We start from the raw sequence: 12,827 nt of genomic DNA, 5'->3' as shown, positions 1-12,827 counted from the left end.
CCATGAGAATTATTTTCATGGGATCACCAGGATTTGCTGTTAATTCTCTGAGCTTGTTACTGAAATCAAAGAGCGAAGTGGTGGCAGTATACACCAAGGCTCCAAAACCTTCAGGGCGTGGACAGAAGCCAACGAAATCTCCAGTACATGTTATCGCTGAAGAAAGTAACATAGAGGTATGTACTCCTATCTCTCTAAAGTTTTCGGCAGAGCAAGGAAAATTTAGAAATTTCAAACCAGACGTTGCAGTTGTTGCCGCGTATGGATTGATACTTCCAAGAGAAATTTTGAATATTCCTAAATATGGTTGTATTAATATTCATCCTTCATTACTACCAAGGTGGCGTGGTGCAGCCCCGATACAGCACACAATTTTAGCAGGAGATCAAGAAACCGGGGTTAGCATTATGCAATTGGATGAAGGATTAGATTCCGGCCCTATTTTAAAACAGGAAAAATTTCTTATCGAAAAGAACGATAATTACAAGACATTGCATGATAAATTATCTAAGCTAGGCAGTGATTTACTGCTGGAAGTGCTAAACGAAATTGAAAAACAGCTTCTCTTAAAACAGAACGATAACGATGCATGTTACGCTGACAAAGTGGAAGACTATAAAATTTATGCAAGTGATGCCTGTGAAGTTGCTTATAGAAAGGTTAAAGCGTTTTACCCAAAAGCGTTTATCAAGATAGAGAATAAACGTATCAGGATACTTGATGCTGACTTTGAAGCTTTCGCTTCAGAACAAGGTGAGATTGTTAACGATAATATGCACATAAGTTTAAAAGGTGGCACTTTAATTCCTAAAGTTGTACAAATGGAAGGAAGAAATCCTTGCAGTATTGAAGATTTTATTCGTGGCTTGAAATCAAGCATGGTAAAAAAATTTATAGAATAGACTGCTTTAAATTAGTGTAGAAATGTAATAGCTAAATTTCCTTTTCTTAGATATAATCTTAAAAAACTTTCCATATAAAAATGAAAATAAAAAGAGCTTTAATATCAGTATACGATAAAACGAATATAATTGATCTTGCATCGTTTTTAACGCAGCAACAAATAGAAATTCTTTCAACGGGAAATACTTATAAAACGCTATCTAGTGCAGGAATAAAAACACAAGAGGTCTCAGATTACACACAATTTCCAGAGATACTGGGTGGTAGAGTGAAAACTTTACACCCTAAAATTCATGGAGGAATACTTTATGATCGAGAAAAGCACAAAAAGGAAGTGCAAGATCTAGAAATTGAGCCAATAGACCTGCTTATAACTAACCTATACCCATTTTGGGAGACAGTAAGTAGCAGCTCAAATGAAGAGCAAATTATAGAACAAATTGATATCGGCGGGGTGGCGTTAATTAGAGCTGCAGCAAAAAACTTTCGTTTTACTTCAGTTATTTCTAGCATTCAAGACTATGAAGCACTGAAAGCTGAGATGATAGAAAATAACAATAAAACAACATTGGAATATAGAAAACACTTAGCAACCAAAGCATTTGCTCTCACTGCACACTACGATTCTAATATTCACAGTTGGTTTTTATCCCAGAGTAAAAATAATGAGTTGCCAGAGTTTTTCGCACTATATGGGCATAAAGTACAAGAACTCAGGTATGGTGAAAATCCCCATCAAAAAGCTGCATTTTATAGTAATCAATTTACAGAATATCCGTTGGAAAAACTACATGGAAAAGAGTTGAGTTATAATAATATAGTAGATATAGAGTCCGCACTTAACATAACTTCTGAATTCGAAGAGCCTGCAGCAGTGATAATAAAGCACAATAACCCATGTGGCGCTGCTGTTAGTAATAATGCTTTGGAGGCATATGAAAAGGCTCTATCATGTGATGAAGTAAGCAGTTTTGGTGGCATAGTTGCCTTAAATCGGGAGATAGATTTAAAGCTAGCAGAAAAATTAAACGAGATATTTTTGGAAGTAGTGATAGCACCATCGGTAAACAATGAGGCACTAAAAATTTTACAAAGAAAGAAAAATTTAAGAGTGATTATTCATAAATCTTTCCAACAAAATGTGAAATACCAAATTAAAAATGTTGTTGGTGGGTTTTTGGTGCAAGAAAATAATGACCACACAATAAAAGCAGAACAAGTAACAAAGTGCACTACAACAGAAAAAGAAAAGGAAGATCTTATTTTTGCCTGGAAAATATGTAAACATGTGAAATCCAACGCAATAGTTATAGCAAAAGATGGTTGTGCTATTGGCATCGGCGCAGGGCAAACAAGCAGAATAGATAGTGTGAACATTGCAGTGAAAAAAGCAGGTGAAAAATGTAAAGGTGCAGTGCTTGCTTCAGATGCATTTTTTCCATTCCCAGATAGCATAGTAGAAAGTGCAAAACATGGAATTACAGCTATAATTCAGCCAGGTGGCTCGCTGAAAGATCAAGATGTGATAAAAGCTGCAAATGAAAATAAAATTGCTATGTTTTTCACTGGCGTTCGCAGTTTTTTCCATTAGGCTTTGTGTCTTATCGTCATACCGCCACAAACCGTCATACCGCGATTCATTCGCGGTATCTCAGCCGCTAACAAGAGATCCCGCTAACAAGCAGCGGGATGACGGCTGTCGCTTAGCCACAAACGTTAAAAAATTTACCAAATAAAAAAAAAGGCAAAGAAGCCCCGTGGTGCGAGTTTTGACCCTCTAATACTTTAAATTGGCGCTGTAATAATGTGCTAACGCTTAAAATAAGCGCGATTTGGCTGAATGTAGAAAAAATTAAAAAGACATGCAGCCGCTATAATTTTATGTAATCCGCCAATAGATACTCCAAGTTTTTTACTGAATTTTTGTTATTGAACCCGCGCGGATCAAAAACAAGTTTTGAGTCAGAAATACCCTTAATACTACAATAAGAGGGCTGGCGGAGTTTGTCAAGTAAGTTTTTTCGTTTCTGTGACCAGTTGGACTTAAAGTCTATACAAAAAACGTTTACAACCAACGTTCAACATGGTAAATTAAAAGCGGTTTATTCCTCGGTAGCTCAGTGGTAGAGCAGTTGGCTGTTAACCAATTGGTCGCTGGTTCGAATCCGGCCCGGGGAGCTTTTCTCTGTGAAATTCTAGTGTTGATTTTATATGAACATTAAATCAGTGGTTTTATGTATACTAGATGGCTGGGGAAATGGAATAGAGAATAATAAATACAACGCTATTAGCAACGCAAATCCACCTTGTTGGCAATACATTAGCTCTAATTATCCAAAATGTAGTTTATCCGCCTGTGGAGCTGATGTGGGGTTACCTGGTGGTCAAATAGGTAATTCAGAAGTTGGCCATATGAATATTGGCAGTGGTAGAGTAGTAATGCAAAGCCTTCAGCGCATTAATCAAGAGATTGGAACAATAGAAAACAATGTAAATCTACAAAGTTTTATTAATGATCTAAAAAGTAAGAACGGCATATGCCATATAATGGGGTTGATATCAGATGGTGGTGTTCATTCGCATCAAAAGCACATTTCGACTTTAGCAAATAAAATATCACAGCATGGAATCAAAGTGGTGATACATGCATTTTTAGATGGCAGAGACACATTGCCAAATTCAGGAAAAAAATGCATTCAAGAATTTACAAAGAGTATAAAGGGAAATGACACAAGAATTGCTACTGTTTCTGGGCGTTACTATGCTATGGACCGTGACAACAGGTGGGAGAGAACAATTGAAGCTTATGAGGCTATCGCATTTGCAAAGGCACCTTGTCATGATAATGCAGTATCGTTGATTGATGAAAATTATCAAAATAACATAACTGATGAGTTTATCAGGCCCGCAGTAATAGGTGACTATCAAGGTATAAAACCAGAAGATGGAGTGCTGTTGGCTAACTTTCGTGCTGATCGAATGATACAATTAGCAAGTATTTTGCTTGGCAAAACAGATTACGCTAAGGTAGCAAAATTCTCTTCAATTTTAAGTATGATGAAGTATAAAGAAGATCTCAAAATTCCTTATATTTTTCCTCCTACTTCTTTCGCTGATACTCTAGGACAAACAATAGAAGACAATAAATTACGACAATTACGTATCGCCGAAACCGAGAAATACGCTCATGTGACTTTCTTTTTCAATTGTGGAAAAGAAGAACCTTTCTCTGGTGAAGAAAGAATACTCATTCCCTCACCAAAAGTTCAAACTTACGATTTGCAGCCCGAAATGTCAGCCTTCGAGCTCACAGAAAAGCTTGTAGAAAAAATTCACTCCCAAGAATTCGCACTGATAGTTGTAAATTACGCTAATCCTGATATGGTAGGGCATACAGGTAATATAAAAGCAGCCGAGAAAGCTGTGCTAGCTGTAGATGATTGTCTTGCGAAAGTGCTGAATGCTGTTAAAAAGTCAAGCAACACCGCATTAATTGTTACTGCAGACCATGGTAACGTGGAATGTATGTTCGATGAAGAAAATAATACACCTCATACAGCACACACTCTAAATAAAGTGCCATTTATTGTGTCTTGCGATAATCTAAAACTAAGAGACGGAAGGTTATCTGACATTGCCCCTACTATTTTACAGCTACTTGGAATTAAAAAACCAAACGAAATGACAGGCAGTTCGTTGATTTCTTGCATTACCCTCTGTCATTCCAGCTAGGCAGCGTTATGCACCGGAATGACATCAAATAGATGTGTTTTAACTTAATCCAACTTTTAAATTTTTCGCTGTTAGTACTAATGATTCATTAAAGAAGCTGTCAATATCACCAATACTATCTATATTTTTTGTACTGATAGATTGGTCAATTCTTTTGACCAAATTAGATAAAACTTTATTAGGGCCAATTTCAACAAATTTGTTAATGCCACGGCTTGACATATACAAAACCATTTCTCTCCATTTCACTCTGCTTACAACTTGCTTGGCGAGTAAAGTTTTTATAACTTTGGGATCACTCTCCTCTTTAGCTGTAACATTTGATATCAAAGGAACTATAGGACAGGTTATTTTAATACCCTTCAAAAACTCCAAAACTTTTTCATCAGCAGGTTTCATAAGAGATGAATGAAAAGGCCCACTAACCTGTAATTTAATTAGTTTCCTCACACTCGAGTTTTTGAATAAATCGGGTAACATTTCAAGAGCTTCTCTAGTGCCACTTATAACCACTTGTCCGCCACCGTTATCGTTTGCAATTTCACAAATTCCGTCAATTTGAACTGATTTCAATATATCTTCCACTTCATTTATCTCTGCTCCAAGCAACGCAACCATTCCGCCTTTACATTTCAGTGAAGCTTCATGCATTGCTTCGCTGCGAACTTTCAGCAGCTCGATTGCAGACTCAAGCGTTAACGCTCCTGCAGCACACAGCGCTGTATATTCGCCAACTGAATGCCCACAAACATATTTAACATTGTGATCAGTGAAAAGAGATTTGCCAAACACATGCTCCATAACACGTAGCATTGCAATTGATACTGCCATTATAGCTGGCTGAGCGTTTTCTGTAATGGTTAATTCTTCAATAGGACCGTTGAAGATTAAATGAGACAGCTTTCCATCCAATATGCTATCTACTTCATTAAATACTTGTCTTGCAACAGAAAACTCACTATATAAGCTCTTTCCCATTCCTACAAACTGAGAGCCCTGACCGGGGAAAGCAAAAATCATGATAGTTATTATTTATTCCTTATTAAATATACTACTTTATTTATTTTTTGTCAATATTTTAGAATAATGATTGACTTAGTGAATTAAGTTCACTAGAATATTAACTGACTAAAAGTTTATAAACAACAATGAATTATCATAAAATTATTATAGTTATGACAGACGGTCAAGAGTTTGAAACTCGTTCCACTTATGGAAAGGAGGGAGATAGGGTAAAACTTGATAGAGATCCTCTTACTCACCCTGCATGGACTGGAAGTTTGACAAGCGGGTTAGCAAGTAAAACTAGCAAATTAGCTAAGTTTAACGATAAATATGGAAGCATTTTCTAATTCTCCTCCTCTTTAAGTTTTAGAGAGTTTACTGAAGCATGCATAAATACAAAAATATAGGCTATGTTGCTTCTCCATCACCAAAATCGCAGGAAGTATCTAAACTATTAAAGAAACTTAATTTTATCAATATAACAGAAGAAAATAAGTCCGAAATCGATCTATTGATAGTTGTTGGCGGTGATGGCTTTATGCTACGCACTTTGCACAATTACGTCATAGAAAATAAAAACATGCATGTGTATGGGATAAACACTGGCAATGTTGGGTTTTTGATGAATAAATGCTTTAGCTGCAGTGAAGATTTAATTGATCATATAGAGCATGCAACTTCAACTCAGTTAACTTTGCTAAAAATGGAAGCAACAGACACAAGTGGCAAGAGATATCATTACATAGCAGTAAACGAAGTATACGTTTTTAGAAAAGCGAACCAAATAGTAGAGATGAATATTACTATTAATGATAAGCTAAAAGTAGAAAAATTTAGAGGGGACGGAGTAATATTATCTACCCCCACAGGCAGCACTGCATACAACTTCTCTGCCGGTGGCCCAATCTTGCCGCTAAATTCAAATTTACTTGCACTCACTTCTATCAATAGCTATTACCCAAGGCATTGGAATGGAGCGTTAATATCAAACGATACAATCGTACAAATTGACATTAACGACACAAAAAACCGTCCAGCACTTGTAGTATCAGATTACAAAGAATTTCATGATATATCACAGATAAAAATACAAAAAGACCATGAGAACACAATCACTTTGCTTTTTGACAAAGATTACCCTCTGAATGAAAGAATCTTTGATAGACAATTTCTATACTAATAATTATCCGTAAATTGGTATTTACTATATCTTAATAACTATAGCGTAATCAATGCAGCATAGTAATTAATTTTGGAGTGAATATGCCTGGACCAGTAAATGAAGAACAAACAGTAACATTAATTTCTTCCACATCAATAAGTGAAGATGGCGAGATAACACCAGGAATTTTACCAATACCAGCACTTAGGACAAGTACTCCGAAAAAAAATGATGAAAATACAGCTTTAGAAGCTTTGTTAGAGGAAGAATTTAAAGAGAAAAAAAACAGCAATGCTAATTCAAGAGATCCGTTAACTCTTGAGACTCAAGTATCACCTCCTTCCCTAGAAGAAACAAAAGGTGAAGAAACTCATGTTGACGTGCCACAAAATTCAACTCTAAGCAGATCACCTTCTCAAGAGACAGTATTTAGTCCACCTTGGAATAGTGAAATATTAGAAGATTTACAAAGAACTAACAGCTCAAGTATACCTCCAACTGGCTCACTACCATCATACACAAGCGCAGCAGATGGCTCTAAAAAGTCTTTGCTTACAAATAGTAAATTTAACATAAATGACGATGCAATTTTAAAAAATAAAAAAACAAACAGATTCTTGCCAAGAGCAAAGTATTCCATGCAGCAGAAGGGCTTTATAATTTTTACTGCAAGTGCTATTATACTCAGTATATCTGCAGCTTTATTATATTTACAAGATAAAGCAAAATTTATTGCATTTTTTACAAACAGCCCAAAATATATCACTATACCAGTTATCGCACTTGCTGCATTGCTTGCAATTGGTCCAATATTTTTTGCAACAAGGCAATTTATAGATACTGAAGAACATTCCATTCAAAAAAAAGATGCGGATAAAATTTTAGCTGAGGTGTTGGAGCACCAGCCAAAAGCTAAAGCTATAAAATCTGTAAGACTGGAATATAGCAATGGCACTCATTCAAATTTTGTACTTAATGCTTGGGAAGCTAAACAAGGCTTCACTAACATTGACGAAAAAGTAATTACTAGAACTAATAAAATAAAATCAGTAATTAACGACAGACCAATATTTACTGCATTATTTACTGGTGTAGTTGCTGCAAATATAGCGTTTCCTCTAGGGCTACTTGCAACACATGGTGTTAATGGTGTACAAAAATTTTACCAAAACCCTTTGACTAATAACATAGGATTATCATTACTTATAGGTTCTGGTATACTTGCATTATCAATTATATGTCTTGGCGTGCATTATTATAGAAAAACAAATTGCACTAACCTTATATATTCTGAAGAAGAGATTGATCCTAAAGATGTTAATGGGAAATTCATTGAGGAAATAAAACGAGAAAGAACAAATGTTCTTGGGGAAAATCACAGTAAAGACGCTAAACGCAGCAGCTTAACGCTTGAGCAAGTTGTGGTTCAATCTCATAATTGTAAGGATATTGTTTATAGTGTCGGTTAATAAAATGCATGATATAGCTAGTGCAGCCCTACGTCATACCGCTGCAGACCGTCATACCGCGATTCATTCGCGGTATCTCTAGATCCCGCTAACACGTAGCGGGATGACGATTGTCAGGGTAGCACCTCCCTCCCCTGTCATCCAAGTAGCTGACTGACCTTACCCAGAAAAAGTGGAGAGAAAGTTTGGAATGTTTTTCACAAAGAGAATGATGAATCAAAATGCTCAGGAATGCAATAGTTAATAGTGACGTTGTTTGTTATAAAAAATTTCTATGTATTCAAATATTGCAGTTCTAGTTTGTTGAGCAGAGTGTTGTGAAGTATCAATAAGTATTTCTCTTTTCAATGAGCTAAAGAAGCTTTCCACAACAGAATTGTCGTAACAACAACCTTTATAACTCATCTATGTTTTTTATGGATAAGAGATATTGATAACCTTGCGAAGTATATTGTGAACCTTGATCACTATGTAATAGTAGATTTTTGGCAGGTTTACGCTTGTTAACGGCCATTAATAAAGAGTCCATAACCAATTGTTTATTTATTGAACTGCTCATTAACTACCATGCGTGAATATAGATCGATTATTGTTGCCAAATATAGCCATCCTTCTTTGGTTTTTATATAAGTAATCCCATACTTTATTTGGTTGATCGACAATAAAGTTTTGGTCTAATATATTGGGAGCTACTGTCCGTTTGTTGTTTCTTAATTTTAAATTTTCTTCTCAATATAGCCTGAATACCATTTTTCTGCATAATACTTTGCACTGTTTTTAAGTTGCAACTTTTACCCAAAGCCTTTAATTCAGCATGAATTTTAGGAGCTCCATATCTACATTTAGAAGCTTGATATATTTTTTGAATATCTGCTAATAACTCTTTATTTGCTGATTCTCTACTGCTTATTTTCCTTGTAGTCCACTTATAGTAGCCACTAGCAGAAAACCCTACATAATTCCTGCACTTTATAGTGTTTACTATGCTCTTTTATGAAAAAATATTTTACTCTTTTTGACTGGCCAGGGCTTTTTTTAAAATGTCTCTTTCTCTTGTTACTTTTGCTAACTCTTTCTGTAAATCAAATCTCTCTTTGTCATAAGGTGCTACATCTGGAAATGCATTTGCCGCTGACTTTTTTTCGTTATATTTCTTCATCCATTTTCCTAATACACTATCCCTTATTCCTAGATCTCTTGCTACTTTTGCAACTGGTTGACCTACCTTTCTTTGTTCATTTGCCAGCTTAACAGCTTCCAATTTGAATTCTGCCGTATATTCTCTTGCCATTTCTAATCCTCCAAAATTTTATTTTACCCAAAAAAACTCTTTTCTTTCTCTCCACTTTTTCTGGGTAAGGTCAGTCTGTCCAGGTTCCAAGATCGGTGTCAAAAATTGCTCAAACCATCCATTAAAAACATCCATATTACAGTGGCCTTCAAAGGTTAACGGAACAACTATCTTTCTTCCACTTAAGGCTGCAACCATACTGATTCGTTGAGTTTTCTTTCCAGATTTTAAGGCATAAAACCGCTGTCCTTTCTGGCAATATCCGTAGTTCGGTGTTATCAATGCCAGACTCATCTATATACACTAAGTTTTTAGGTTCTTTTGTCGCTATAATTTTCAAAAATTCAGCACGTTTTTCTTCGTTTCTTTCCTTGTATCCATATGTCTTTTTTTGCGCGTAAATCCAATTTTTTTAAGGGCTCGATAGATCGTTTGGATACTAACGTTGTTCCAAAGTTTAGCCATTTCCGATAGAGTCTTTCCTCCGTGTTCTCTGGCAAATTTGGCAAAGGTATCCCAGTCGGTAATTTTGTGATTGTAACCCCCATTTCCAAGTTTTTTTGATTGAAAGTCTCCTGTTTCTTTTCTTCTTTGCTGCCACTCCCATAAAGTAGTTCGTCCAATCTTAAATCTTGCTGCCACTGTTTCTCTGCTTTCTCCTTCGTCTAGCGCTTCCATTGCTTTTTTTCTTAAATCATAACTATATGCTGCTGGCATTCAACCTCCTTATCATCATCTACCCTTATCCTATCACATCCGGACTTTTATGGAAAGAGCTATATTTTTATCAATTCTGCAATCATTTATCTTAATATTAAGTTTCTTAAACCTTCTTGATGCTTGTGAATAGCTGATAACTGCCAAATCTCTTCCTATTTGTTGCAAATACCCTTTTATAAACCCGACTGTTTGTCTTAAACCAATTCTAAAGAAACTGACGATTATATGCACCAAAATCACAACTTTATCACTATAAATATAGTTGCCGCCCTGCATTTTTGGACAATTCTCGTACCAATTTTCTATGGCGTCATTGATATAACAAAAAATGCTTCCTCTTTCTTGGAGAAATTTGTTATATTCATGGCAGTTACTGACTCTCATTTTTTGTGGCATATTTTTTCTTCAACAGTTAAATGGCTATTTATAATGAATTTTGTCAGTAACTGCCAGTTCTTTTCACTTGAGCGATGCAACAAAGCCATCCCAGTGTCAAGCACTGGGATGACATCATCCTTTTTTTGGGATTCCAGCGTCACGCGCTGGAATGACACCTCTCTTGGGCTCTCTTAGCTATAAATATTAAGGAATTTACCAAACGAAAAAAAAGGCAAAAGAAGCCCCGTGGTTGGCTAATTACTTACATTATACTTTCAAGTATGGCGTTTTTTTATTCTAAACGCTTAATAACCGCGATTTAGTTGCTTTTAAGCCGCAACTAATCTAAATTATAAACATTAAGAAATTTACTAAACAGAAAAAAAGGCAAAAGAAACCCTAGGGCAGCTAGTTATTCACTATCCATTTTTTAAATCGGCGTTTTTTGATGTTTTAAATGCTTTATAAGCGCATTTCTGCTTATATTAGGTAAAAACCTAGAAATTTTATAAAGACATAAGGTGCACATAGTGCAAAAAATTAAACATGGGACGCCAGATACGTGAGTTTTTTTGTCATTTAATCTGTACAGAGAAGATAAATAAATAGCTTCAGTTTCATGATAAGGGGGCTGGCGGAGTTTGTCAAGGGATTTTTGACGAAATGATTTTGAAAGCAAAGAGCGGGAGAAGGGGTTCGAACCCTCGACCTCAACCTTGGCAAGGTTGCGCTCTACCAACTGAGCTACTCCCGCAATTAAATTAACCTAAATTTACTTAATTATAGGCATATACAGCGATTTGTAAACCCCGTGTACACGAAAAATGTGAGAGCCCATAAATTTGCGTGGTTCCTTCTATGATCTTTTCGTATACTTAAGACTCATTTTTGATTATCATAGGTTTTCAATTGTGCCAAAAAATGTATTAATTTTATGGGAATATTTTTATATAAAGACGACTTGCCAGCTAGTTCAATACCAGATGATGTAAGGTCTATAGCTGTTGATACCGAGGCAATGGGGCTACTTCATAGCAGAGATAGATTATGCCTTGTGCAGCTCTCTTTTAATGATGGCAACGCTCACTTAGTTCAACTCAAGAACGATTATACAGCGCCAAATTTGAGAAAAATATTAGAGGATAAAAATATAACTAAAATATTTCACTTCGCGCGATTTGATGTGAGCATAATACGTTATTACTTGGAAACTTGGGCACTTCCGTGCTATTGCACAAAGATAGCTTCACGTTTAGTTCGCACTTACACAGATAATCATAGCTTAAAAGAGTTGTGCTTAGAGCTGCTTGATACCAAACTAAATAAGCAGCAGCAATCTTCTGATTGGGGAAATGAAAATTTAACAGACAAACAAAAAAGTTATGCTGCATCTGATGTTTTGTATCTCCACAGGATAAAGGAAAAGCTAGACTTAATGCTGGAACGTGAAAATAGAAAAGAATTGGCCCAAAAGTGCTTTGAATTTCTTCCTACTCGTATTGAGTTAGACTTAATGGGTTGGGAAAACGTGGATATCTTTAACCACCAGATGTAATAGAAGTTTTTTGTTTGTGCAAAACACTTTAGGGCAATTTTTCAAGCTCTGCGGTAAGAATTTAGTTGATTAACTGCTAATAGATACGCTATATTTTACAAAAATTTAGGTATTTTATGAGTGATGATATTACATCGGTAAATGATCAAAATTTCAAATCTGAAGTCACTGACTATAAAGGGTTTGTTCTGATAGACTTTTGGGCAGAATGGTGTGGGCCATGTAAAAGTCTAATGCCACGTATCGAACAATTGGCTAAAGACAGAAAAGGCAAGATTAAGATCTGCAAATTCGACATAGATGAAGGGACTGAAGTGCCAAGTAAGTATGGGGTTCAATCTATACCTACTTTGATTATATTTCAAGATGGTAAGGAAATTGCACGCAAAATTGGTGCAACAAATGATCTGCTAAGTTGGGTTGATAGTGAAATAAGCTAATAGACAAATTTGCTTTTGTGTGTATTATAAATATTGATAAAAGGGATTGTAGCTCAGTCGGTTAGAGCAGTTCGCTCATAACGAATTGGCCGTAGGTTCGAGTCCTACCAATCCCACCATTGTTAGCATGATCGTAACAATGAGAAAACTATAGTATATGAACTATATATTA

16 protein-coding genes, 3 tRNA genes and 1 pseudogene are annotated in these 12,827 nt (G+C 35.7%); 11 read left to right on the top strand and 9 right to left on the bottom strand.

The window, feature by feature from the left end:
* Positions 1–2 precede the first annotated feature (2 nt).
* The 4 genes from fmt (at position 3) to gpmI (ending at position 4,635) form a co-directional block, all read left to right on the top strand.
* Positions 3–902: a methionyl-tRNA formyltransferase gene (gene fmt / locus ABWU73_RS01425; protein ID WP_264329642.1), complete on the top strand. Its 900-nt coding sequence runs from the start codon at positions 3–5 to the stop codon at positions 900–902.
* A gap of 80 nt (positions 903–982) precedes the next feature.
* On the top strand, positions 983–2,494 hold the full coding sequence (gene purH, locus ABWU73_RS01420; RefSeq protein WP_264329641.1) for a bifunctional phosphoribosylaminoimidazolecarboxamide formyltransferase/IMP cyclohydrolase: 1,512 nt from the start codon (positions 983–985) through the stop codon (positions 2,492–2,494).
* 515 nt (positions 2,495–3,009) lie between these two features.
* A tRNA-Asn gene (locus ABWU73_RS01415) sits at positions 3,010–3,081 on the top strand.
* Between the two features lie 33 nt (positions 3,082–3,114).
* On the top strand, positions 3,115–4,635 hold the full coding sequence (gene gpmI, locus ABWU73_RS01410) for a 2,3-bisphosphoglycerate-independent phosphoglycerate mutase (RefSeq protein ID WP_264329640.1): 1,521 nt from the start codon (positions 3,115–3,117) through the stop codon (positions 4,633–4,635).
* A 39-nt stretch (positions 4,636–4,674) separates the two neighbouring features.
* Here gpmI and fabD read toward each other — a convergent pair whose 3' ends face one another.
* Positions 4,675–5,655: an ACP S-malonyltransferase gene (gene fabD, locus ABWU73_RS01405; protein WP_264329639.1), complete on the bottom strand. Its 981-nt coding sequence runs from the start codon at positions 5,653–5,655 to the stop codon at positions 4,675–4,677.
* 128 nt (positions 5,656–5,783) lie between these two features.
* On the opposite strand from fabD, the gene rpmE reads away from it, so the two are divergent.
* From rpmE to ABWU73_RS01390, 3 genes are all read left to right on the top strand, one after another.
* Positions 5,784–5,987 carry a 50S ribosomal protein L31 gene (gene rpmE, locus ABWU73_RS01400; RefSeq protein ID WP_007548602.1) on the top strand — a complete coding sequence of 68 codons (204 nt, stop codon included), beginning with the start codon at positions 5,784–5,786 and terminating at the stop codon, positions 5,985–5,987.
* 38 nt (positions 5,988–6,025) lie between these two features.
* Positions 6,026–6,820 carry an NAD kinase gene (locus tag ABWU73_RS01395; protein ID WP_006280584.1) on the top strand — a complete coding sequence of 265 codons (795 nt, stop codon included), beginning with the start codon at positions 6,026–6,028 and terminating at the stop codon, positions 6,818–6,820.
* An 83-nt stretch (positions 6,821–6,903) separates the two neighbouring features.
* Complete coding sequence (locus tag ABWU73_RS01390) at positions 6,904–8,271, top strand: hypothetical protein (protein WP_264329638.1); 1,368 nt, start codon at positions 6,904–6,906, stop codon at positions 8,269–8,271.
* A gap of 240 nt (positions 8,272–8,511) precedes the next feature.
* On the opposite strand, the gene ABWU73_RS01385 is transcribed toward ABWU73_RS01390, so the two are convergent.
* The 7 genes and pseudogenes from ABWU73_RS01385 to ABWU73_RS01355 all read right to left on the bottom strand — a co-directional run bounded on the left by ABWU73_RS01385 (position 8,512) and on the right by ABWU73_RS01355 (position 10,678).
* A complete protein-coding gene (locus ABWU73_RS01385) occupies positions 8,512–8,676 on the bottom strand; it encodes an IS3 family transposase (protein WP_264329637.1) in 165 nt (54 codons plus the stop codon).
* Positions 8,666–8,830 carry a DDE-type integrase/transposase/recombinase gene (locus ABWU73_RS01380; protein WP_156768648.1) on the bottom strand — a complete coding sequence of 55 codons (165 nt, stop codon included), beginning with the start codon at positions 8,828–8,830 and terminating at the stop codon, positions 8,666–8,668. The genes ABWU73_RS01385 and ABWU73_RS01380 overlap by 11 nt, the downstream gene beginning before the upstream one ends.
* On the bottom strand, positions 8,811–8,933 hold the full coding sequence (locus tag ABWU73_RS01375) for a hypothetical protein (RefSeq protein ID WP_285534504.1): 123 nt from the start codon (positions 8,931–8,933) through the stop codon (positions 8,811–8,813). Before ABWU73_RS01375 ends, ABWU73_RS01380 begins: the two co-directional genes overlap by 20 nt.
* Positions 8,915–9,130 (bottom strand): IS3 family transposase, encoded by a 216-nt coding sequence (locus ABWU73_RS01370; RefSeq protein ID WP_245836010.1) that lies wholly within the window; start codon positions 9,128–9,130, stop codon positions 8,915–8,917. Before ABWU73_RS01370 ends, ABWU73_RS01375 begins: the two co-directional genes overlap by 19 nt.
* Before the next feature lie 147 nt (positions 9,131–9,277).
* Positions 9,278–9,562 (bottom strand): transposase, encoded by a 285-nt coding sequence (locus tag ABWU73_RS01365; protein ID WP_038198869.1) that lies wholly within the window; start codon positions 9,560–9,562, stop codon positions 9,278–9,280.
* 72 nt (positions 9,563–9,634) lie between these two features.
* A pseudogene (locus tag ABWU73_RS01360) lies at positions 9,635–10,279 on the bottom strand (IS630 family transposase); the annotation flags it as partial.
* Positions 10,280–10,312: 33 nt separating this feature from the next.
* Positions 10,313–10,678, bottom strand: a complete 366-nt coding sequence (locus tag ABWU73_RS01355) for a transposase (RefSeq protein ID WP_155969141.1) — start codon at positions 10,676–10,678, stop codon at positions 10,313–10,315.
* Positions 10,679–10,711: 33 nt separating this feature from the next.
* On the opposite strand from ABWU73_RS01355, the gene ABWU73_RS01350 reads away from it, so the two are divergent.
* Positions 10,712–10,855 carry a hypothetical protein gene (locus ABWU73_RS01350; RefSeq protein WP_353285498.1) on the top strand — a complete coding sequence of 48 codons (144 nt, stop codon included), beginning with the start codon at positions 10,712–10,714 and terminating at the stop codon, positions 10,853–10,855.
* A gap of 486 nt (positions 10,856–11,341) precedes the next feature.
* Here ABWU73_RS01350 and ABWU73_RS01345 read toward each other — a convergent pair.
* Positions 11,342–11,414, bottom strand: a tRNA-Gly gene (locus tag ABWU73_RS01345).
* Between the two features lie 180 nt (positions 11,415–11,594).
* Between ABWU73_RS01345 and ABWU73_RS01340 the strand changes: the two genes are divergently transcribed.
* The 3 genes from ABWU73_RS01340 to ABWU73_RS01330 all read left to right on the top strand — a co-directional run bounded on the left by ABWU73_RS01340 (position 11,595) and on the right by ABWU73_RS01330 (position 12,774).
* A complete protein-coding gene (locus ABWU73_RS01340; protein ID WP_015589270.1) occupies positions 11,595–12,215 on the top strand; it encodes a ribonuclease D in 621 nt (206 codons plus the stop codon).
* A gap of 116 nt (positions 12,216–12,331) precedes the next feature.
* Positions 12,332–12,655: a thioredoxin gene (gene trxA, locus ABWU73_RS01335; RefSeq protein WP_209472576.1), complete on the top strand. Its 324-nt coding sequence runs from the start codon at positions 12,332–12,334 to the stop codon at positions 12,653–12,655.
* 42 nt (positions 12,656–12,697) lie between these two features.
* Positions 12,698–12,774: transfer RNA gene (locus ABWU73_RS01330), tRNA-Ile, on the top strand.
* Positions 12,775–12,827 lie beyond the last annotated feature (53 nt).

The organism is Wolbachia endosymbiont (group A) of Andrena helvola, assembly GCF_964028415.1.
GTDB classification, from domain to species: Bacteria; Pseudomonadota; Alphaproteobacteria; order Rickettsiales; family Anaplasmataceae; genus Wolbachia; species Wolbachia pipientis.
The sequence above is the reverse complement of the archived record's forward strand: the minus strand, read 5'-3'. Positions and strand labels throughout refer to the sequence as shown.

Coding starts and splice junctions, on each gene's coding strand:
- fmt (WP_264329642.1), top strand. CDS start 3: ATGAGAATTATTTTCATGGGATCACCAGGATTTGCTGTTAATTCTCTG.
- purH (WP_264329641.1), top strand. CDS start 983: ATGAAAATAAAAAGAGCTTTAATATCAGTATACGATAAAACGAATATA.
- gpmI (WP_264329640.1), top strand. CDS start 3,115: ATGAACATTAAATCAGTGGTTTTATGTATACTAGATGGCTGGGGAAAT.
- fabD (WP_264329639.1), bottom strand. CDS start 5,655: ATGATTTTTGCTTTCCCCGGTCAGGGCTCTCAGTTTGTAGGAATGGGA.
- rpmE (WP_007548602.1), top strand. CDS start 5,784: ATGAATTATCATAAAATTATTATAGTTATGACAGACGGTCAAGAGTTT.
- ABWU73_RS01395 (WP_006280584.1), top strand. CDS start 6,026: ATGCATAAATACAAAAATATAGGCTATGTTGCTTCTCCATCACCAAAA.
- ABWU73_RS01390 (WP_264329638.1), top strand. CDS start 6,904: ATGCCTGGACCAGTAAATGAAGAACAAACAGTAACATTAATTTCTTCC.
- ABWU73_RS01385 (WP_264329637.1), bottom strand. CDS start 8,676: ATGAGTTATAAAGGTTGTTGTTACGACAATTCTGTTGTGGAAAGCTTC.
- ABWU73_RS01380 (WP_156768648.1), bottom strand. CDS start 8,830: ATGAGCAGTTCAATAAATAAACAATTGGTTATGGACTCTTTATTAATG.
- ABWU73_RS01365 (WP_038198869.1), bottom strand. CDS start 9,562: ATGGCAAGAGAATATACGGCAGAATTCAAATTGGAAGCTGTTAAGCTG.
- ABWU73_RS01355 (WP_155969141.1), bottom strand. CDS start 10,678: ATGCCACAAAAAATGAGAGTCAGTAACTGCCATGAATATAACAAATTT.
- ABWU73_RS01350 (WP_353285498.1), top strand. CDS start 10,712: ATGAATTTTGTCAGTAACTGCCAGTTCTTTTCACTTGAGCGATGCAAC.
- ABWU73_RS01340 (WP_015589270.1), top strand. CDS start 11,595: ATGGGAATATTTTTATATAAAGACGACTTGCCAGCTAGTTCAATACCA.
- trxA (WP_209472576.1), top strand. CDS start 12,332: ATGAGTGATGATATTACATCGGTAAATGATCAAAATTTCAAATCTGAA.